We start from the raw sequence: 20,466 nt of genomic DNA, 5'->3' as shown, positions 1-20,466 counted from the left end.
CAATCCTGGCAGTTTGCTTTTTTAATCATTATTAACCTAAACAGGAAAAAACTTCTACAAATTGTCCTGCAAGAGCTTCAAAAATAGTTTCATCCTAACATTCAAAATATGCAGAAATCACTATTTATAATTAGTTCAACCTACTCTTTCTATATTTTAGAGGGGTAATATTGAACGTGTGTTTAAATAACCTGATAAATGAGCTTGGGCATTCAAACCCTACTAAACCTACTATCTCATTTAAGGAATAAGTGGTGGTTTGCAATAGTTTTTTAGCTCTGTTTAATCTTAAGTGCACCAAAAATTGGTATGGGCTAATTTCATATGCTTCTTTAAATGTTCTTAGCAAATGGTTAACCGATAAACATGCCTGTTCGGCAATATTTTCTAATGTTATATTTTGATTGTAATTGCTGCTAATGTATTCTTTAGCAAGTGTTAATCTTTTTAAAACCTCTTCGCGGGTTTTTGCTTTGATAAAGCTGAGTTTATCTAATTTCTGGATCACCTCTTTATCGTAAATTTTATAATAATTTAAAAGGCAGTGGTACAGGTATTCATTAATCAGCATTTCATCTTTCAAACCTTTATCGATCTGGCTTTTTAAATGCAATACGTTAAAACGCATATCGCCAGAAAACGGATAAAGTGATTCGATAAACGAAGGTATTTTCTCTACTTCTTTTCCGGCCAGTAAACTTTCGTTGCTACTCGAAAAAGTATGATAAAAATCTTTAATAAAATTTTCGCCAAAAGAAACAGAAAATGTATTTACAGGACTTATTGAGTCTATTTTGCTGCTAAAATTTGTTCCCGCGTTTACTACCGCAAAAGTATCGGGGTAAATGCTAAACTTACGCTTGTTAATTTCACAATCTTCGGTTCCGTTAAAAACAAACTTAATAGTATAAGCATCGTTCTGTTGCTCGTATATGGCTTCACAGGTGCTTTCGCTTATAATTTTATTCCTATTGCTTAATTCTTTTACGTACCTCATTACATTAATCCTCATTGTAGTTACGCTGTTCCAATATGATAAAATGATTACCATAAGGATCAGAAAATTCGATACTTAAACCCTCACTTAGGTAAACTGGCCTATTTTTAAAAATAACCCCTCTCGATTTTAGCCTGCAATAATCTTCTAAACAATCATCGCTGGTTAATACAATTTTATTGGTCTGGTTTTGATGCTTTTGTTCCGACAGGAAAATACTGGTCTCATGATCTGCCTTAACCATTATTCCTTTTTCCTTTTCAGAAATCATTGTTGATTCTGTAGGCATCCCTAAACAGTTGGCATAAAATGCATCTGCATCATTTAGTTGCGTTACTTGCACATAAAAGAATTTTACAGATTGGTTCATTGTCCTGTTTAATTGTATGATGTAAAATTAAACTGAAATTGAATCCAAAGGATCACCCAAAAAGGGTGATTTTCGCATTTTTTTTAGCAGAATACCGCTATAGATTAAATAAAGCGCTTTTCTTTGGCTGTTTTAATCGCTTCTGCCTTGGAGTTTACATCAAGTTTGATGTAAATATTTTTCACATGGCTTCTCACCGTTTCCGGATCAATAAAGAGATCGTTTGCGATTTGAGATTTTGTTTGTCCGTTTGCAATCCGATCTAATATTTCGGTTTCGCGTTTAGTTAAGGGAGAGTTCAGGTTTTTTTGAAAAGAATGCATTACAATGCGCGCAACATTTGTGCTCATGGCCCCTCCACCAGTACTCACTTCTCTTACGGCGTCTATAATTTTTGAGGCACTCGAATTTTTGGTAAGATAACCACCTGCCCCCATGGTTAGGGCTTCGAAAACCAATTCGGGCGAATCGAAAACAGTGAGAATAATAATATTTGTGTTGGGTAAGGTTTTTTTGATAAAAGGCAAGGCCTGCAATCCATTGGTGCCTGGCATCTGGATATCAAGCAAAATCACGTCAGGGTAATCGGTCTCTAAGTGTTTCTTGGCCAAATCGTATGATGCATAAGCATTTACCACCACAAAATCTTCAACATCGCTTAATAACGATTCATACCCCATTCGTAAAACATCGTCATCTTCGATTAGAACAATTCGTAAATTCTGGCTCATTTTGTGTTTGGTTTTTAATTAAGACGGTTTTAGTGCTATTTTGTAACAGGAATTCTGGTGGAAATTGTTGTAGTGGTGCCTTTTCCCCGAATTGAAGAAATTTGAAAAGTCGATTTTATACGTTTGCAGCGCGTTTGAATATTGTTTAGTCCTCTTCCTTTTTGTACCGTTTCAATATCAAAACCTTCGCCATCGTCTGTTGTTAAAATGTTTACTGTATCATGATCGGTTTCTATAACCATAATCAACACCTGGCTTGCCTTGGCATGCTTTAATACATTGTTGAGCATTTCCTTAAAAATTAACGTGAGGTTTCGGTTAAACTCCATCGACAGCTGTAGTTTTTGGTATTTACTTAATACCCCTTCCATTTTGAACGTAACGCCTGTATTTTGGAAAAGATCTATACCAAAATTTTTAATGTGCACCAAAATCTCAAAAAGGTTATCGCTATGTGGATCAAGCGCCCAAAGAATATCTTTTGTTCCGGTATATAGCAAACCGGCATTCTCTCTGATTAACCTAATCAGTTCTTTTTGCTCTTTTTCTGTCCCGGCAACTTTTTTATCCAAAATTTCAGACAAAACATTAATCCTGGTTAGTTTATTACCAATATCATCGTGAAAATCTTCCGCCGTTTGCTTACGGATTTTTTCCTGTTCTTTTAACTTTAACTTTTCAAACTGATGTTTTTTCCTTTCCCTGGTTTTAAAAATGAGGTAAAAGATAAGCCAGATCAGAAATATAAGTACCAGAAATGCGATAACCTTAAATATGACGGTATCGTAATACGGCGACACAATGGTAAAGCTAAACTGCTCGATATTTGATTGCTGGCCATTCGCAATAGCATAAACCTGGAAAGTATAACTACCTGGCCTTATGGTCGAATATTCGATCTCCGTGTTGGGTACAGGTTTGCTGAAATCGTTATCTATCCCAACCAGTTTGTAACGGTAAAGCACGCTTTCGGGATTGGTGAGGTAAACCCCTTTAAAACTTATCGAAATGTGGTTTTGACTGTAGTCAAGTTTATAAAATTTATCTCCTTTTCCGTTCAGATCGATTGAAAGATCTTTTGCCCGATTATTTTTATGAAAAACACTTACCTGTTGAATATGGATAAAAGGATTTTTTTTGTCCTCTGCAAGCGCATTGGTTTTACATTGAATGAGGCCATTTATAGTGCCCACCAATATGCTGTTTTTATAATTGATAATAGCGTTTTGGTTACACTCTACAATTAGCGGGTGATCCCTAAAAACTTCATAAAATTGTTGCTGCCGATTAAAAGTAAGTTTGTTAATCCCTCGCCCTGTTCCGGCCCATAAATTATTATTCTTGTCGGTTGCAAGGCTATAAATATCATTTGAGTTCAACCCGTCGGCAACAACATAACGTTTAATAGCTTTCGTTTTTAAATTCCAGGTGATAATCCCGTCGCCAAGCGTAGCAAAAATTAAGTTATCTTCATGCCTTATAATGCTCAGTACGAAAACATTGCCTAGGGATTTAATATGAAATGTTTTATCTATCTTTCTATTTTTAATCAGTGTAATACCATTTGAGGTGCCAAGCAACACGCTATCCTTGCTCAAAGGGTAAACACAAGATAAGTAACCATCAAATCCGCTTATTCGTTCAGTTTTCCCATCTTTTAGATAAGTTGATGACATGAGCCCGTTTATCCAGATCCCTCCTTCCTCATCTTCGGCTATCGAGCTGTTATCAAACCGATCTGGCTTTAATACCTGGCTAAATTTCTGCCCATCGTATTTCCAAATGCCTTTACCATAGGTAGAAAACCAAATATTTTTTGCTTTATCGGCATAAACAAAGTAGATTTTTTTATCCTTAAAAGCAGGGATATCAACATTTAGTACATCTTTACCATCATACTTAAAAACACCTTTGTTAAAAGTACCAAACCAGAGGTTATCATTTTTATCTGCTGCGATTCCGCTTATTGGATAAGCCAGGTTCTTACCCTTAAACCTATTATAGCGAATAAAAGCATCACCTTCATATTTATAAATACCGTCACTAAAGCAAGATATCCAGATATTGTTTTCAGCATCGCTAAATATTTCGTTAACCTGATTATCGCTCAATCCGTTATCTCCGTTAAAATTAAGGATCGAACCGTTTTTGTTAATAAAGTAAGCCCCTTTTTCAAAGCCTACCCACATATTTCCACGATTATCCTGTGCGATGGAATAATAGGTATCAATGCCTTCTTTTTTAAAAAATGGTTTAACTATGCCATTCTCCAGTACATAAATTCCGCTACGAGAGGTTAAGAGATAAGCCTTATTCTTTACGGTTTTGTCAAATAAAATTTTCCCGATAGATAAAGTATTGATGGCTGGAGGTAACTCCTGGTAAATTATCCAATTGTTGTTTTTTAATTGATAAATCCCCTTTTCTGACACAACCGCGTATAGGTTTCCAGCGCTATCACTGTTTATGGTATGAATATTTTTATCGGAAATGGAATAAAATACAACTTTATCCTTTTCAATTTTGAAAAGCTTATGACCACTAATTCCCCAAACAATTCCCTGCTTGTCTTTAAGCAGATGGCTGACTCCTTTGCCCGAAAACAGGGTGCTTATTTTTCCACGTTTAAGGATGCTGATACCTGTTTCGGTACCAAAAAGCATTTGGCCCTGGTTATCTTCTGCAATGCAGTTTACGGAGTTAGATCCCAATCCATCAGCTTTGCTGTATGAGATAAATTCCCTACCATCGAAATTACTTACCCCACCCAAAGTGCCAAGCCAAAGTGTTCTGTCTTTTGCTTGATAAATTACCATTACCTGCGATTGTGGCAAGCCGTCTTTCAAGCTATAATTGGTAAAATTATAGCTTTGAGCCGATAGCTTCAAGCTAAAAAGCAAAATGAAAGAAACTATGAAGTTTATCCTGATTATAGACAGTTTACTGCACATATAATACAAAATAAGCATAATTTCTTTCAAAAGCCATCCCCCTTTTTGGGGGATATTTATGATGCGTTACCCATGTATGGATCTGTTTGGGTAATTTCCCCAGTTTCTATTTTACCTGCATAACGGTGTTTAAATGTGGTATTTCCTGCCTGTACAATACTGAAATCGTACCAATTCGCATTTTTAGCCAGATTAAACGAAATATTTGCACTCGATTTTGGCTTGATTGTTACGGTTCTACTTCCCGATTTGTATTTATTATCTACAATTTGAAGCGTAACCAAGCTGGCGCCTTTGTTTTCAATAGCAAAAACCAGGGCACCTGTAAGTTTTTTGCTTACCAAACCGCCCTGCTCTGGGTATACTTTTACAACAACAGAAGGATTTTCTTTGCTGCCCACGAAATGCCTGTAAAAACCATTCGGACCACTTACTATTAGATCATAAACTTCGTTATCAAAATCATCCAGTTTGATGCTGTCTTTTAACACATCGCCCGCTTTTACCGCATAGGCCCATGTTTTGCCTGCAACTCCCTTAAATTTGGCAATGGTATTCATGTTGAAAGGCGCACCGACGGTTTCTATTTCGCTACCAAACAAAGTTTTTGCCGATTGAAAAGTTAGTGCGATCTCATTGTTAACCAGATTTGCATCAACCGTTAAATGATAAGGAAGCGCACATGCGTGTTTGGTGCCATTCTCCTGCTTTGGTGCATGGATTGATGTTTCACGTGAAAAGGCCCCAAACTTATTAATTTTGGCCACTTCGGTTTTATTCAAAGCTGTTGGACCTACCTGGGCCGGTTTATTTTTGGCATTGCCAATGCTGGTTACTACCGCATCTCTTTTTAGTGGATCGGGTGATTGGATGGCTTCGCCGTTGTAAGGCCTAAAAACCGAAGTTAAATCGCCACATATATTTCTGCGCCAATCGCTGATGTTATTGCTTTTTATAGCCTTACCGGTTTTCTTGGCGAGCCATTTCTCCATGAACATAATCGATGAGGTATGATCGAAAACCTGCGAGTTTACAAAACCACCCTTGCTCCAAGGTGAGGCAATAACCAGTGGAACCCGATAGCCCAAACCGATCGGACTTCCTTTTCTTGATTCAAAATCGGTGGCATAATTTATTCCTTCAGACGCCTTTCCGCTGGTTGAATCATCAGGGTTTGGCACCACGAAAGGTGGCTGATGATCAAAATACCCATCATTTTCATCGTAGGTTAAAACAAAAATTGTTTTTTTCCAAACCTCTGGGTTTTTGGTTAAAATATCCAGGGCTTCGCTCACATACCAGGTTCCATACAATGGCGAGCTGGTGTGATCGGAAAAACGTTGGGGCGCAACCAACCAAGAAACCGTTGGTAATTTTCCGCTGTCTACGTCTTTTCTAAACTGATGAAAAATATCGCCTTTAGGCACATTAATCGTTTCAGATTTCCCCTGGTCATTTGTAAAAGTAAATGGTTCTAGATCGAGATAATCTTTCTGAGAAATATTCGTGGTAAATGCTTTATCTATTAAGTTTTTTTCCTTTTGTGATAATTTATCGTATTTCTCCTGAACCTCTTTTGCGGTTAAGGCTGGTTTAACGGTATTGTCGCCATTTTTTCTAAAATAAGCCGATAATTTAACGTTGTGCCTGCTGATGTATTCTACAGGATTATCGCCATAATTACCCAACCAGTCATCTATTTCACCTTCGGGGAGTTTGGAGGTCCATAATTCATTTTGGTAAATGCGCCAATCGATACCATTGTCTTCTAATGTTTCCTGAAAGGTTGGCCAATCTACAAACACATTATTTTGCGATTCAGCCTGATCGTTATTGACTACCGCAACCCGGTTTGCACTTTTTTCTCCGCGAACGGTTCCTGTAAAAAAGAACAGTCTATTTGGTGTTGTTCCGGTTAACGACGAGCAAAAATGCTGATCGCAAATGGTAAAAGCATCGGCCATGGCATAATAGAAAGGAATATCATTCCGATCGTAATAGGCCAAAGTCATGGGTGTTTTAACGGGCAACCATTTATCGTAACGGCCACCATTTCTCGCTGCTACCTGGTCGTTCCACGAGTGTGGCAAGCCACCCTGCCAGGTAATCTTTGTTTTGTTAATGTCGACATGAAAGGGGGCATAAGTGTATCCCTGACCATCTTTTTGCAGCCAGACTTTGTTTCCATCGGGCTGAATGTGCGGGTGCGGATCGTTAAATCCACGCACGCCCTTCATTTTACCAAACATGTGGTCGAAAGACCTGTTTTCCTGCATCAGGAAAACAATATGCTCGGCATCGTAAAATGTAGTGCCAGGCTCGGGGTTAATGGCCATAGCTTTAAGCACCGAACTGGGCAAAGCGTTGGCCATGCCGGTGGCTCCGGCAAACAAGGCCGCTTTTTTTAGAAATTCTCTACGTGAGTCCATAAATTATACAATATAGCTTAGATACCGCAAGTTATAATTTTCAATTAGCATTTTTCAGCTGACAGTTTTCAGATAGGAATAAAACGTTGATAACCCGAATAAAACAATGGGTTTGGCCTGAGGTGAGCTATCTCAACAATTAAACCATAAGTGGCGGTTATTGATCTAACCACCTTATTTCTGAAATACCCTTACATAATCAACTTTCATGGTCGCCGGGAAAATAGTGTCGTCCACTCCTTTTTTTCCACCCCAGCCACCACCAACAGCTAGATTTAAAATAATATGGAAATTTTGGTCGAAAGGCCAGTCGCCCGATCCTTTTTTGGTATTCTTAAAGGTGAGGTATTTTTGGTTATCGATAAAGAAATCAATGCGGTCGGCAAACCATTCTACAGCATAAATATGATATTCGCTATAAGGATTTTCAACCTTTAAAGCCTTGCCCACCTGTGTTTTGATTACATGGTTAAATTTTTCGGTATGCACTGTTCCATGAACGCTATCCGGATCATAACCTACATGTTCCATAATATCAATTTCGCCACTTTTTGGCCAGCCGCCGTATTTCGAATCGGTTGGTAAGGCCCATATAGCTGGCCATAAGCCCCTACCTTTAGGCAATATCGCCCGAACTTCTACCCTTCCGTATTTAAAATCGAATTTATTTTTCGTTACTAATCTGGCCGAAGTATAATGGTTGTTTTCCTTGTCTGCTTTTACAGCAGTAATATTTAGATTCCCTTTTTTTACAATTGCGTTTGTGCTATCTGCATCGGTATAATATTGAAGTTCGTTATTGCCCCAGCCCTTTCCACCAACATCGTAACTCCAATTTTTTGCCAAAGGTAATCCGGCATCATTAAATTCATCAGCCCATTTCAGCTTCCAACCTGCTGCAACAGGTGTTTTTTTAAGCTCTTCGAAAGTTAATTCTGGCTCGTTAGTAGTAATGTAATCAACCTGGTGTGCTAAAAGCCATTGAATTTCAGGAACAGTATTTACCGTCCAGGCATTTACAGTTAATCCCAATTTGTGGGCATTTTCAATCCATCCATCTTTTTGGTAAACACTAAAATGATAATCAACACCGGTTAATTTATCTGCTTTCATTTGTTCGGCACTGATTTCGCCTTTTAAGTAGGCTACTTTTGCTTTTGGCAAGAGTGCTAAAATGCGTTTACAGTAATCGTAGTCAAAACTGATATACTCCGTCCACTCTACTACCTTGAGTTTCTGAACCATTTCAACACATTTATTGGTCACCTCAATTCCACGCTCTTTACTAATTAACGAAGGTTTGATCTCTAAAATCAGTTTGGTGGTTTTCTGTTTTTTACCTTCCAATAAATAGGCTTCGAGTGTTGGGATTTTTTCGCCATTGCTCATCGTTTTGGTCAATAAATCGGCATAGTTTACTTTTTCGATAACCAAACCCTGAAATTCAGGATCGTGATTAATAACCAAAACATTATCTGCCGTCATCCACACATCGAATTCCGATCCATAACAACCCAGCTTTACGGCTTCGTTTAAAGAAGCGATAGAATTTTGAGGGAAATTATTTTTCTTCCATGCTCCGCGGTGGGCAATTACCTGGTTTTTATTCCAGTTAAATTTTTGAGCAAAAGAGGCAGTAAAAATGAACAACATTAGTGCAGAAATAAATACTCGTTTCATATTTGGTATGATTATACAAAAAATCAAAAGTAGATTTTTATCAGAATACTAGTTTAAAATCTATGTAACCTTTGTATTAATAAAAACAAGATAAAGATTTTTAAATTAATGTGCTGTTTTTAGGTAAGTCAGTCTTTGTTCAATAAACCTGATAGTCGCGGAAATCAAAAGCTTTTTCCGCTTTTGTTGTAGCAAAAGCGGGATGATGGCCTCCATGAAACACAGGCCATTGTTTTCCAAATCAATCAAAAAACAAGGCTCGCTTGATAAACTATTTGAAATAAACGCGTTACCTTTCTATGGTTTCTTTCAATTGACTAGAACTATTTTTACATTTACGGTGATATGGTGAGCAATAACTACAGTGATTTATTACGGAAGATAGATGAGTTTATCCGCAAATTTTACCTGAATAAAATTCTGCGCGGGAGCATTTATGCCGCTGCCATACTTTTAGGGCTATATCTCGTTGTTTTTTTAAGTCTTTATTACCTCAATCCAAGTGCTGCTTTTAAAACCTTTGTATTTTTTGCCTATTTACTTGTTGGGGCCTTACTTGTTGGCTTTCTGATTATCAAACCCTTGCTTTCGATGCTAAAATTGGGCAAACACCTTACTTTCGACGAAGCATCGGTTATCATCGGAAATCACTTTTCCGATATTAAGGATAAACTGTTGAATACCTTACAACTTCATCATTTATCCGAAAATCATCCTGAAAATAACCACCTCATTCTAGCCAGCATCGATCAAAAAATATTGGAGCTTAAACCTGTTCCTTTTTATACGGCCATTAGCATTAACGATAACCGCAAGTATTTAAAGTATCTTTTCATTCCCCTTTCTATTATTCTGTTAATTGCCATTATCGCACCCACTATTTTACGCGAAGGCACCAACAGTTTTTTTAAGTACGATGAATATATTGCGCCAAAAGCACCTTTTGCATTTACAGTTTTAAATAAAAACCTAACGGTTACACAAGGTGAAGATGTAACCATCAATCTAAAATTATCCGGTGATCAATTACCGGCCGAAATTTATGTAGAAGACGGTAAAAACACCTACAAAGCCGAAAAAGAAGGTACCACTAGGTTTAATTATCACATTAAAAATATCCAAACCGATAAAAAATTGGTTTTTAAAGGAGGTGGTTTTAGTTCTTCAGTTTTTACGGTTACAGTTAAGCCCCGCCCCGAATTGTTAAACGCAACGGCAACACTTACCTTCCCTGCCTACCTGGGTAAAAAACCTGAAACTATTTCGAATGTAGGCGATATACTTTTACCAGAAGGTACCCAGGTAAACTGGAATTTTAAGACTGAAAAAAGCAGTGCACTCCTATTCATAATAAACGGAACCGAAAACCTACTTAAAATCAATGATGATGCAGCAAATTTTAGGGCTACAATTAAAAATAATTCAAAATATAGCGTTACACCTAAAAACCAATACGTTACAATTAGAGATTCGCTTTCGCACCAAATTACAGTAGTTAAAGATCAGGCTCCGGCGATTTCTGTAGAAGAAAAATCAGATTCGGCTAGTACTAAAGCCTTGTATTTCAGTGGTCAGGTTACTGATGATTATGGTTTTAGCCGCTTAAGTTTTAAATACAACATCAAAGAAAATAACCGCATTGTGGGTACAGTTACCAAAAATATTGCCATTAAAAGCAATGCAACAGAAAATACCTTTTTCTATTTCTGGGATTTAAAAGCTGCTGCTGCCAAACCTGGTCAGGAGATTGAATATTATTTCGAAGTAGCCGATAATGACGGTGTAAATGGGGCAAAAGTTACCCGATCTGAAATCAAAACCTTTAAACAACCTACCAAAAAGGAAACCGCCGAACAGGTAAATGCAAGCAACCAGGCTTTAAAACAGAAAATGCAGTCAGCCATACGCCTGGCCAATACCATCGAAAAAGAAAGTAAAAAGGTGGCCGAAAGCCTCATCGATAAAAAACAGATTTCTTTTGAAGATAAGAAACAGATTGAAGCCCTTTTAGACAAACAAAAACAGCTTGATGAGGCCGTTAAGGAAATAAAAGAGCAAAACGATAAAAATATTCAGCAACAGGAAGACCAAAAACAAACTGAAGAGCTTCTGGAAAAACAGAAACAGATTAAAGACCTGTTTGATAATGTACTGGATGAGAAAACAAAAGAACTTTTGCAGAAGCTGCAAAACCTCATGAATGAGAAAAATAAAGACCAAACGCAGAACGAGCTCTCGAAAATGCAACTGGACAATAAAACCCTCAAAAATGAACTCGACAGGATCTTAGAACTCTACAAACAATTAGAATTTGAACAAAACCTTCAAACCGATATCGATCGTTTAAATGAATTGGCTAAAGAACAGAAGGAACTTGCTCAGCAAACTAAAGATAAAAAACAGGATAATGAATCGTTAAAGCAAAAACAGGATGCGCTTAACAAGGAGATGAAAGATCTGAAAGATGATTTAAAAAAACTGGAAGAAAAAAATCAATCACTTGAAAGGCCAAATCCTTTCGAAAATCCTGAAAAAGATGTACAGGATATACAAAAAGAACAGCAGGATAGTAAAGAAGCTTTAGACAAGAAGGATTCGAAGAATGCAAGCCAGAAACAACAAAAAGCTGGCGAACAGATGGAAAAACTATCCAAAAAAATGAGCGATATGCAGCAGCAGGGCGAAGAAATGGAAAACAACCTGAATGCCAAGGAATTACGTCGGTTACTGGAAAACTTATTGACCACCTCTTTCGATCAGGAAAAGGTAATGCTTGCTTTAAAGAAAATGACTGCGGCAGATCCATCTTATACCAGCAATGTTCAGAAACAGCGCAGCATTAAAGATAACCTTAAAACAATTGCCGATAGCCTATATAGCTTAAGCAAGCGTGTTCCGCAGATAGAATCGACTGTTAACGAGGAAATGAACAAGATTAATTTTAACCTCGATAAAAGTTTGGAAAGTTTGGGAGACAGAAGAACCCCAGAGGCTAACCGTTTTCAGCAATTTACCATGACCTCTATCAATAACCTAACCTTGATGTTAAGCGAAGCGCTAAGTCAGCTGCAAAATATGCAGAAAAACGGTAAGGGCGGTAGTGGAAAAAAACAAAAGCAAGGGATGAAGCAGCTTTCACAGATGCAGGAACAGTTGAACAAAAGTATGCAAAAAGCCAGGGAGCAAATGCAAAAATCGGGAGATAATCAAGGTAAAGTGGGTAAAGGGCAAATGAGCCAGGAGTTTGGTAAGATGGCCCAGCAGCAACAAATGATCCGCCAGGCGCTGGAAAAAATCAACCGTGAAGAGAATAAAGATGGCACTGGTAAAATGGGCAATCTAAACGAAGCCATTAAAGAAATGAAACAGACCGAGAGCGACCTGGTTAATAAACGTTTGCAGCAAGAAACCTTAAACAGACAAAAAGACCTCTTAACAAAGTTACTTGAAGCAGAAAAAGCTGAACGCGATCAGGAAGAGGATTCAAAACGCGAAAGTAAAGCGGCGAAGGAGTTCCCGCCATCTTATCAAAAAATGGTGGATCAGTTTAAAAAACAGCAACAAAACGGTAATGATATACTGCAGAAACTACCTCCAAGTTTAAATTATTACTATAAAAACAAGATCGCTGAATATTTGAAATCGTTGAATATGGAACGATAGCACTAGGAGGGCGTCATCCTGACCTGTAGCGCAGCGGAAAGCTACGCAGTAAACCGAGCCTTAAGCGAGCTCACCGAAGGTAATTTATTTCAGGGTCTTCGTTAAAAAGATGCTGAAACAAGTTCAGCATGACGGCTATTGGAATATTTCTTAAATTTGCAGCCATAAACACTACAACATGCCTGCAATATCGTTTTTCACAGAATCAGTTAGTTATAATCTTCCTCAGAAACTTAAGATAAAGAAGTGGATTAAAGCTACGATTGAAAAAGAAGGCTTTAATTTGCAGGAACTCAATTTCATTTTCTGTAGCGACGAATACCTCTTGGGCATCAACCAACAATATTTAAACCACGATACCTACACCGATATCATTACTTTCGATAATTCTGAAGAAGAAAAACAGATTGTAAGTGATATTTTCATCAGCATTGAGCGCGTAAAAGAAAATGCCAAAACCTTCAAAACACAGGAATTTGATGAGGTTTGTCGCATTATGATCCACGGCACCCTGCATTTACTGGGCTACAAAGACAAAGGAAAAGCAGCTAAAACCCTTATGACCCAAAAAGAAGATGAGTATCTGGGTTACAGAGCGGAGGTTGGCTTAGTTTAGTCCACTATTTTCTTTCTAGCGGTGTCATTCTGATGGCTAATTTAATTGCTCTTTTCCCTATTCTTCCAATACGACCGTCATGCCGAACTTGTTTTACAAGTAGAAATAGTATTTCCAATTGTCTCTTAGCTACTATGGTCAGCATCGTTCATGTTATAAAGATCCACAGCTACCTGATCAGAAGGCTATGACCAATACAAACTAAAGAACCAAATACTTCCTTTATTCTCAGTTATTTTTATTGGCGTTCGTCTAAATGTTACTGGCGTTCGTCGATAATTACGCTCTACTGGTATAATACAGCAAATTTCCCTGCAACTTTTACTGTCTCCTGTAGTCTTATATTCAAAAAACAACAATTACATAATGCGCTAAAATTTTATATTCTGGCGATTATACAAAGATAAAGTTTAGTTTTAGTTAATGATTGAAGCAGCGGTGGAGCGAGTCCGACCGCTGTTTTCTTTTATACCCATCACCAAGATACTCAATAGCACACTGATTCCGGTATATTAAAATCGTACTTCCACAGCGATACAATAATCAATAATACGCCATTTTTAATCTGATCCAGAATGCTTTACAATTTGATTATGCCGTTCCAAATATTTTATACTTACTTTTGCACTAATTTTCCTTTATAAAATCCGAAATACAAAAAAATTGAGCACACTAATTGCGGCAGAAGGCTTAGGGCATGGTTATCATGACGAATGGCTATTTAAAAATTTAACCTTGGGTATTAACTCTGGTCAGCGTGTAGCGTTGGTTGGAATTAATGGCGCGGGTAAGAGTACCCTTTTGAAATTATTGGCAGAAAGGTTCCCTCCGCTCGAAGGTAAAATTGTAAAAAATAAAGCTGTTAAAATCGGTTTTCTTGATCAAGAGCCACAATTTACTGAAGGTTTCTCTATTAGCGACCACATATTCTCGCTGGAAAATAAACAACAACAGTTGATTAAGGAATATGAAGAATTAATTGAAGACCCTAATCCAGACGAAAAAACGCTTAACCGTTTGTACGAAGAATTAAGCGAACACAATGCCTGGGAATATGAACATGAGATTAAAACCATTTTAAACAGAATGGGCATTACTCATCTTCAACAGAAAATATCTACCCTATCTGGAGGACAAAAGAAACGTTTAGCCCTTGCAAAACTTTTAATTGAAGATCCGGAAATTTTGGTGCTTGATGAGCCGACCAACCATTTGGATATAGATACCATTGAATGGTTGGAGAAATTATTAACTACCGGACAAAAAACAATTTTACTCGTTACCCACGACAGGTACTTTTTGGATAATGTTTGCAATACCATTGTAGAGCTTGATAGAGGAAAAATATTTAACTATAACGGAAACTATGCTTACTTCTTAGAAAAGAAAAGCGAAAGAGAGGCTTTAGACGCAACGGTTTTACATAAGAACCAACAGCTATTAAAGAAAGAATTAGAGTGGATGAGGCGTATGCCACAGGCCCGAGCGACAAAATCTCAGGCCAGGATCGATGCTTTTTACGATTTGGAGGAAAAATCGAAGAAAAAGTCTGACAATCAGAGTATTACGTTAAAAATGAAGATGTCACGTCAAGGTGGGAAGATTATTGAACTAGAGCACATTCAAAAAGCATTCGACGGACGTCCGATCATCAACGATTTTAGTTATACCTTTAAAAAAGGTGATCGTATTGGCCTAGCTGGAAAAAACGGAACAGGAAAATCCACGCTATTAAATATTATTACCAGCCATTTGAAACCAGATGCAGGTAAAGTAGACACGGGTGAAACTACTGTTTTCGGCTACTACAAACAGGGTGGTTTAACTTTCGACCCAAAGGAGAGAGTAATCGATATTGTAAAATCAGATGCCGAATATATCAAGATGGCTGACGGTTCTGTTATTACAGCTTCTGCCCTATTAACCCTATTTCTCTTTCCGCCGAAGAAACAACATGGCATGGTTGAGAAATTAAGTGGTGGCGAAAAGAAGCGGTTGAACCTGATGAAAGTGCTGATGCAAAATCCAAATTTTTTAATTTTGGATGAGCCAACGAATGATCTTGATATTGATACCCTCAATGTTCTTGAAGAATTTTTAGAAAACTTTCCGGGCATATTAATGCTGGTTTCTCACGACAGGTACCTGCTCGATAAAATGAGCGATCAACTTTTTATCATGGAGGGCGAAGGTGTGGTTAAAATTTATAATGGCAATTATTCAGAATATCGTTTAAGTTTAGAACAACCCAAAGTAAAAACAGAAATAAAAAAAGCCCCTGCCCCAGTAGAACAAGCACCAGTTAAAACAGTAAAAAAACTAAGCTTCAAAGAGCAAAAAGAATTAGAAGATAGTGAAAAAGGTATCGCAGAAATGGAACACAAAATAGCTTCACTAAACGAAAGCCTGGTTAAAATTGACGCAACAGATTATATAAAAATTCAAGAAGTTTCCAATGAAATAGAATTGCTTCAGGCAAAACTTGACGATTTCACCATGCGTTGGCTCGAACTTTCAGAATAACCAAATTACAATTCAAAGCTATTTTCCACGTTATGTTTCACGTGGAACATTAGTAATATAAACGAGGTATCATCCTGAGCATAGCCGAAGGATCGCCAAGTTTTTTCAATAATATTAACATACCATACTAAATGTTTCACGTGAAACATTTAATAAATACAAAATAAAATGTTTTCAAAATACGATTTGATTGTTGTTGGTGCCGGACACGCAGGCTGTGAAGCTGCCGCTGCTGCTGCTAACTTAGGATCATCTGTTTTATTAATAACGATGAATATGGGCACCATTGCCCAAATGAGTTGTAACCCCGCCATGGGTGGAGTAGCTAAAGGACAGATCGTTCGGGAGGTTGATGCTATGGGCGGTTATTCAGGTATTATATCTGATAAATCAACAATTCAATTTAGAATGCTCAACAAATCAAAAGGCCCTGCCATGTGGAGTCCAAGAGCACAGATTGATAGAATGCGCTTTGCAGAAGAATGGCGTTTAGCTTTGGAAAGAACACCTAATCTTGATATATGGCAAGATAGTGTAGTAGGCTTATTGGTAAAAGACAATACCGTATACGGTGTTAAAACTTCTTTAGGTATAGAGATAGAAAGTACAGCTGTAGTATTAACCAATGGAACATTCTTGAATGGTGTAATGCACATTGGAGAAAAGAAATTTGGAGGAGGTAGAACAGCTGAAAGAGCATCAACAGGGATTACTGAACAACTGGTAGAATTGGGCATGGAAGCTGGCCGAATGAAAACTGGTACTCCCCCACGTGTAGACGGAAGAAGTTTGGATTATACTAAAATGGAAGAACAATGGGGAGATGAAAACCCAGGTAAATTCTCATATACTGATACGGAAGTTTCGACAGACCAACGTTGCTGCTGGATCACCTATACCAACGGAGATGTTCATGAAACCTTAAAAGAAGGCTTTGAAAAATCGCCGATGTTTACAGGAAGGATTAAAGGTTTGGGACCTAGATATTGTCCTTCAATTGAAGATAAAATCAACCGTTTTGCCGAACGCGACAGACACCAGATCTTTGTTGAACCCGAAGGATGGAACACTTGCGAAATTTATGTAAATGGATTTTCAACCTCACTTCCGGAGGACGTACAATTTAAAGCCTTAAGATTAATACCCGGTTTTGAGCAAGCAAAAATGTTTAGACCAGGTTACGCCATTGAGTACGATTTCTTCCCGCCTACTCAATTGTCTTTAACACTAGAAACTAAATTGATCAATAATTTATTTTTAGCTGGACAAATTAATGGAACTACAGGATATGAAGAAGCAGCCTGTCAAGGTTTCATGGCAGGTATAAATGCACATCAAAAAATTACAGATAAACATGAACTGATCATGAAAAGATCAGACAGTTATATTGGTGTTTTAATTGATGACCTGGTAACGAAAGGAACCGAAGAACCTTATCGTATGTTTACATCAAGAGCAGAACACCGTTTATTATTAAGGCAAGATAACGCTGATATTCGCTTATCTCCTATCGGGCACGAATTGGGTTTAATTTCTGATGAGCGTTTAGAAAAAGTAAATCAGAAAATAGCAAATGCTGATGCTTTAGTTAAGTTCACCAGAAATCAAGGGATTGAAATGAGTGATGCAAATCCAATGCTCGAAAGTTTAGGATCGAGCCCTTTAAACCAAAATGTAAAAATACATAGTTTGGTTGGAAGGCCCCATGTTGGTTTGCCTGATTTGATTAAAGTGAGTAAACCTCTTGCAGAAGCAACAAAAGATTTGGATAACGAAACCATTGAACAGGCCGAAATCAAAATTAAATATGAAAGTTATTTTGAAAAAGAAAATGAAATTGTAGCCAAAATGCTGAAGATGGAAGACAAAGAAATTAAACCAGATTTTGATTACAATAAAATTGTTTCCATTTCAAAAGAGGCCAGGGAAAAATTATTTAAGATCAAACCACGTACTTTAGGTCAGGCTTCACGGATTTCGGGTGTTTCACCTTCAGATATATCGGTTTTAATGGTTTATATCAATAAGTAGCTGATAATCAATATTTTAACTATTTTAAAACAGACTTAAAATAAAGCGATATAAGCTAAAAAAAATATTTTTTAATGTTGTAGTTCCAAAAAGTATAAAAATCCGTCAGAACGTTTAAAATATGCCAAATTTAAAAACTCAGTATTTTAACCTTAAAAATTTAGTGGTTGTACTAGCCCTGCTCCTATTTTTTGGTTGTGCAAGTATCCAAACACCACAAGGTGGACCAAAAGATACGAAGCCACCAAAAGTTTTAAGCATGACTCCAAAAAATCAAACCAGGAATTTTAATGCTAAAAAAATTGTGATCGAGTTTGATGAATATTTTAATCTTAAAGATGAGTTTAAAGAATTTTCCATTTCTCCCGATCAGGAAAAACTTCCTGAGTTAAAAAAGAGACAAAAAAGATTAGAAATTAATCTTAAGGATTCTCTGGAAAAAAATACAACCTATACCTTAAATTTTGGAAAATCCATAGCCGATGTTAACGAAGGAAATGTAGTTAAAAATTTATCTTATGTTTTTTCTACCGGCCCGGAAATAGATTCTTTATCATTAAGTGGCAAAGTAATCAATGCACTAAGTGACGAACCTGAAAAAGAAGCTACCGTGTTTATTTTACCTTTGGAAAGAGATACTATTTTTGGAAAAAAACGTCCTTCAATTTACACCACTACTGATAGCGCTGGAACCTATAAATTAAATAACCTAAGAAAAGGTACCTATAAAGTTTATGCACTTAAAGAGAGCAGCGGTGGTGGCGATAAAATATACCAACAGATTTCCGATGAAATTGGATTTATAAAGGAGCCCATCGTCATTGATAAAAATATAGAAAACATAGATCTGCAAATATTTAAAGAACTTGCTCCAGAATTTCGCGTATTAGATCGAAAACTAAATAATGATGGTAGTATATCAATTACATTCAATCAGCAGCTTAAAAGCCCTAAAATAACCATTACGGATCCACCAGCTGTAGACCTAGGAAAGTTTGTTCATTTCACTAAAAATAATGATACTGCCAAAATATGGCTGAAAGACTTAAGTTTTGATTCGGTTAAAGTTGCCATACAAGATCAAGGTAAAGTTTTACAGACTTTAAATTTTACAAGGGGTAAAAAAGATACTTATACACGCGATGTTGTTATTTCTGATAACTTATTGGGCGGCAAGTTAAACCCTTTTCAACAGTTAACCTTGACCTTCCCTTTTCCAATGGTTGCTGCAGATCCATCTAAAATCATCCTTTTGGAAGACTCTGTAAAACGGACAACTTTTGAAGTAGTAAAAGACAGTGTAGATTTTCTAAAATATTACATTAAATACCCCTGGAAAAATAAAAGGACCTACGATTTAAAATTAGCTGCAGGTGCTTTTACTGCTATATTTAACGCTAAAAATAAAGATATAACCAAACGTTTCTCGCTCGAAAGTCAAGATGCTTATACTACGCTGGTATTAAATGTAACTGTTCCAGATACTTCAAAAAGCTATGTTGTGCAGTTTCTAAATGAAAAAAAAGATATCATAAAATCTTTTCCGGTCAGCAAAAACACTAAAGTCACTTTTTCTAAATATCCAGCAGGCAAATATATGCTCAGGGTAATTTACGATGATAATAAAAATGGAATATGGGATACTGGAAATGTTAAAGAAGGGTATCAACCTGAAAAAGTTTGGTATTTAAAGGCTTTGATGGATTTAAAACCCAACTGGGAACGAGAAGATCCATTGGTAATACCTGCACCCCCTAAAAGTGATTAAATACTACTACATTACGTCATGCTGAATTTATTTCAGCATCTTTCTATTATGATAGACCCTGAAATGAATTACCTTCGGTGAGCTCGCTTAAGGCTCGGTTTACTGCGTAGCTTTCCGCTGCGCTACAGGTCAGGGTGACGACTCTTAGTAATAAAATATAAATGAGGTCTATCACGTGGTAAACCACCCCGAATACATGATATAATTATCAGGCAGTTTATTCAATAAAGCCCTTTGCTCATCAGTAATGGGCTTTATTTTTTTTGCAGGTGTACCAGCATATAAATAACCCGTTTCGCAAATGCTGTTTTCTAACACAACAGATCCAGCGGCAATAATACAGTACTCTTCTATAACAGCATGATCCATTACAATGGCACCCATGCCGATTAAAACATTATCCTTTACAGTGCAGCCATGTACTATGGCATTATGCCCAACAGATACCCTGTTACCAATATGTGCTGAGGCTTTTAAGTAAGTTGCATGAATTACTGCACCATCTTGTATGTTTGATTCATTTCCTATCGTAATAGCATTTACATCGCCTCTAATTACAGCATTAAACCATACTGAACATTTATCGCCTATTATTACATCACCCACTATTGTGGCATTCTCAGCAATAAAATTGTCTTTTCCAATTTCAGGGTATTTATCTTTTACAGGTAGTATTAAAGGCATAACTCTATTTTACGTCACCCTGA

General features: G+C 37.0%; 12 protein-coding genes. 5 read left to right on the top strand and 7 right to left on the bottom strand.

Annotation, left to right across the window (positions count from 1 at the left end; genetic code table 11):
- Nucleotides 1-130: 130 nt before the first annotated feature.
- The 6 genes from H9N25_RS20275 to H9N25_RS20250 all read right to left on the bottom strand — a co-directional run bounded on the left by H9N25_RS20275 (nt 131) and on the right by H9N25_RS20250 (nt 9,158).
- The gene (locus H9N25_RS20275) at nt 131-997 is read right to left on the bottom strand and encodes a helix-turn-helix domain-containing protein (RefSeq protein ID WP_190327038.1); all 867 of its coding nucleotides are present in this window, start codon (nt 995-997) and stop codon (nt 131-133) included.
- Between the two features lie 4 nt (nt 998-1,001).
- The gene (locus H9N25_RS20270; protein ID WP_167295919.1) at nt 1,002-1,367 is read right to left on the bottom strand and encodes a VOC family protein; all 366 of its coding nucleotides are present in this window, start codon (nt 1,365-1,367) and stop codon (nt 1,002-1,004) included.
- 104 nt (nt 1,368-1,471) lie between these two features.
- Entirely contained in the window at nt 1,472-2,098 is a 627-nt protein-coding gene (locus H9N25_RS20265) for a response regulator transcription factor (RefSeq protein ID WP_167295918.1), read from the bottom strand.
- Between the two features lie 35 nt (nt 2,099-2,133).
- On the bottom strand, nt 2,134-4,986 hold the full coding sequence (locus H9N25_RS20260) for a ligand-binding sensor domain-containing protein (protein ID WP_190327037.1): 2,853 nt from the start codon (nt 4,984-4,986) through the stop codon (nt 2,134-2,136).
- Between the two features lie 119 nt (nt 4,987-5,105).
- Nucleotides 5,106-7,478: a phosphocholine-specific phospholipase C gene (locus H9N25_RS20255; RefSeq protein ID WP_190327036.1), complete on the bottom strand. Its 2,373-nt coding sequence runs from the start codon at nt 7,476-7,478 to the stop codon at nt 5,106-5,108.
- A 174-nt stretch (nt 7,479-7,652) separates the two neighbouring features.
- A complete protein-coding gene (locus H9N25_RS20250) occupies nt 7,653-9,158 on the bottom strand; it encodes a glycerophosphodiester phosphodiesterase family protein (protein ID WP_190327035.1) in 1,506 nt (501 codons plus the stop codon).
- 345 nt (nt 9,159-9,503) lie between these two features.
- On the opposite strand from H9N25_RS20250, the gene H9N25_RS20245 reads away from it, so the two are divergent.
- The 5 genes from H9N25_RS20245 to H9N25_RS20225 all read left to right on the top strand — a co-directional run bounded on the left by H9N25_RS20245 (nt 9,504) and on the right by H9N25_RS20225 (nt 19,759).
- A complete protein-coding gene (locus tag H9N25_RS20245; RefSeq protein ID WP_190327034.1) occupies nt 9,504-12,821 on the top strand; it encodes a DUF4175 family protein in 3,318 nt (1,105 codons plus the stop codon).
- Between the two features lie 178 nt (nt 12,822-12,999).
- Nucleotides 13,000-13,437 carry an rRNA maturation RNase YbeY gene (ybeY, locus tag H9N25_RS20240; RefSeq protein ID WP_190327033.1) on the top strand — a complete coding sequence of 146 codons (438 nt, stop codon included), beginning with the start codon at nt 13,000-13,002 and terminating at the stop codon, nt 13,435-13,437.
- Nucleotides 13,438-14,100: 663 nt separating this feature from the next.
- On the top strand, nt 14,101-15,960 hold the full coding sequence (locus H9N25_RS20235; protein ID WP_190327032.1) for an ABC-F family ATP-binding cassette domain-containing protein: 1,860 nt from the start codon (nt 14,101-14,103) through the stop codon (nt 15,958-15,960).
- Between the two features lie 168 nt (nt 15,961-16,128).
- Entirely contained in the window at nt 16,129-17,991 is a 1,863-nt protein-coding gene (mnmG, locus tag H9N25_RS20230; RefSeq protein WP_190327031.1) for a tRNA uridine-5-carboxymethylaminomethyl(34) synthesis enzyme MnmG, read from the top strand.
- 121 nt (nt 17,992-18,112) lie between these two features.
- Nucleotides 18,113-19,759 carry an Ig-like domain-containing protein gene (locus tag H9N25_RS20225; protein ID WP_190327030.1) on the top strand — a complete coding sequence of 549 codons (1,647 nt, stop codon included), beginning with the start codon at nt 18,113-18,115 and terminating at the stop codon, nt 19,757-19,759.
- A gap of 171 nt (nt 19,760-19,930) precedes the next feature.
- On the opposite strand, the gene H9N25_RS20220 is transcribed toward H9N25_RS20225, so the two are convergent.
- Nucleotides 19,931-20,443, bottom strand: coding sequence for a gamma carbonic anhydrase family protein (locus H9N25_RS20220; RefSeq protein ID WP_190327029.1), 513 nt, complete (start codon nt 20,441-20,443; stop codon nt 19,931-19,933).
- Between the last annotated feature and the right edge of the window lie 23 nt (nt 20,444-20,466).

It is taken from the genome of Pedobacter riviphilus, assembly GCF_014692875.1.
Classification (GTDB): domain Bacteria; phylum Bacteroidota; class Bacteroidia; order Sphingobacteriales; family Sphingobacteriaceae; genus Pedobacter; species Pedobacter riviphilus.
The sequence above is the reverse complement of the archived record's forward strand: the minus strand, read 5'-3'. Positions and strand labels throughout refer to the sequence as shown.

Bases quoted from the DNA above. Each gene is read 5' to 3' on its own strand.
- H9N25_RS20270 (WP_167295919.1), bottom strand. From the start codon at position 1,367: ATGAACCAATCTGTAAAATTCTTTTATGTGCAAGTAACGCAACTAAAT.
- H9N25_RS20225 (WP_190327030.1), top strand. From the start codon at position 18,113: ATGCCAAATTTAAAAACTCAGTATTTTAACCTTAAAAATTTAGTGGTT.
- ybeY (WP_190327033.1), top strand. From the start codon at position 13,000: ATGCCTGCAATATCGTTTTTCACAGAATCAGTTAGTTATAATCTTCCT.
- H9N25_RS20255 (WP_190327036.1), bottom strand. From the start codon at position 7,478: ATGGACTCACGTAGAGAATTTCTAAAAAAAGCGGCCTTGTTTGCCGGA.
- H9N25_RS20220 (WP_190327029.1), bottom strand. From the start codon at position 20,443: ATGCCTTTAATACTACCTGTAAAAGATAAATACCCTGAAATTGGAAAA.
- H9N25_RS20250 (WP_190327035.1), bottom strand. From the start codon at position 9,158: ATGAAACGAGTATTTATTTCTGCACTAATGTTGTTCATTTTTACTGCC.
- H9N25_RS20245 (WP_190327034.1), top strand. From the start codon at position 9,504: ATGGTGAGCAATAACTACAGTGATTTATTACGGAAGATAGATGAGTTT.
- H9N25_RS20265 (WP_167295918.1), bottom strand. From the start codon at position 2,098: ATGAGCCAGAATTTACGAATTGTTCTAATCGAAGATGACGATGTTTTA.
- H9N25_RS20275 (WP_190327038.1), bottom strand. From the start codon at position 997: ATGAGGTACGTAAAAGAATTAAGCAATAGGAATAAAATTATAAGCGAA.
- mnmG (WP_190327031.1), top strand. From the start codon at position 16,129: ATGTTTTCAAAATACGATTTGATTGTTGTTGGTGCCGGACACGCAGGC.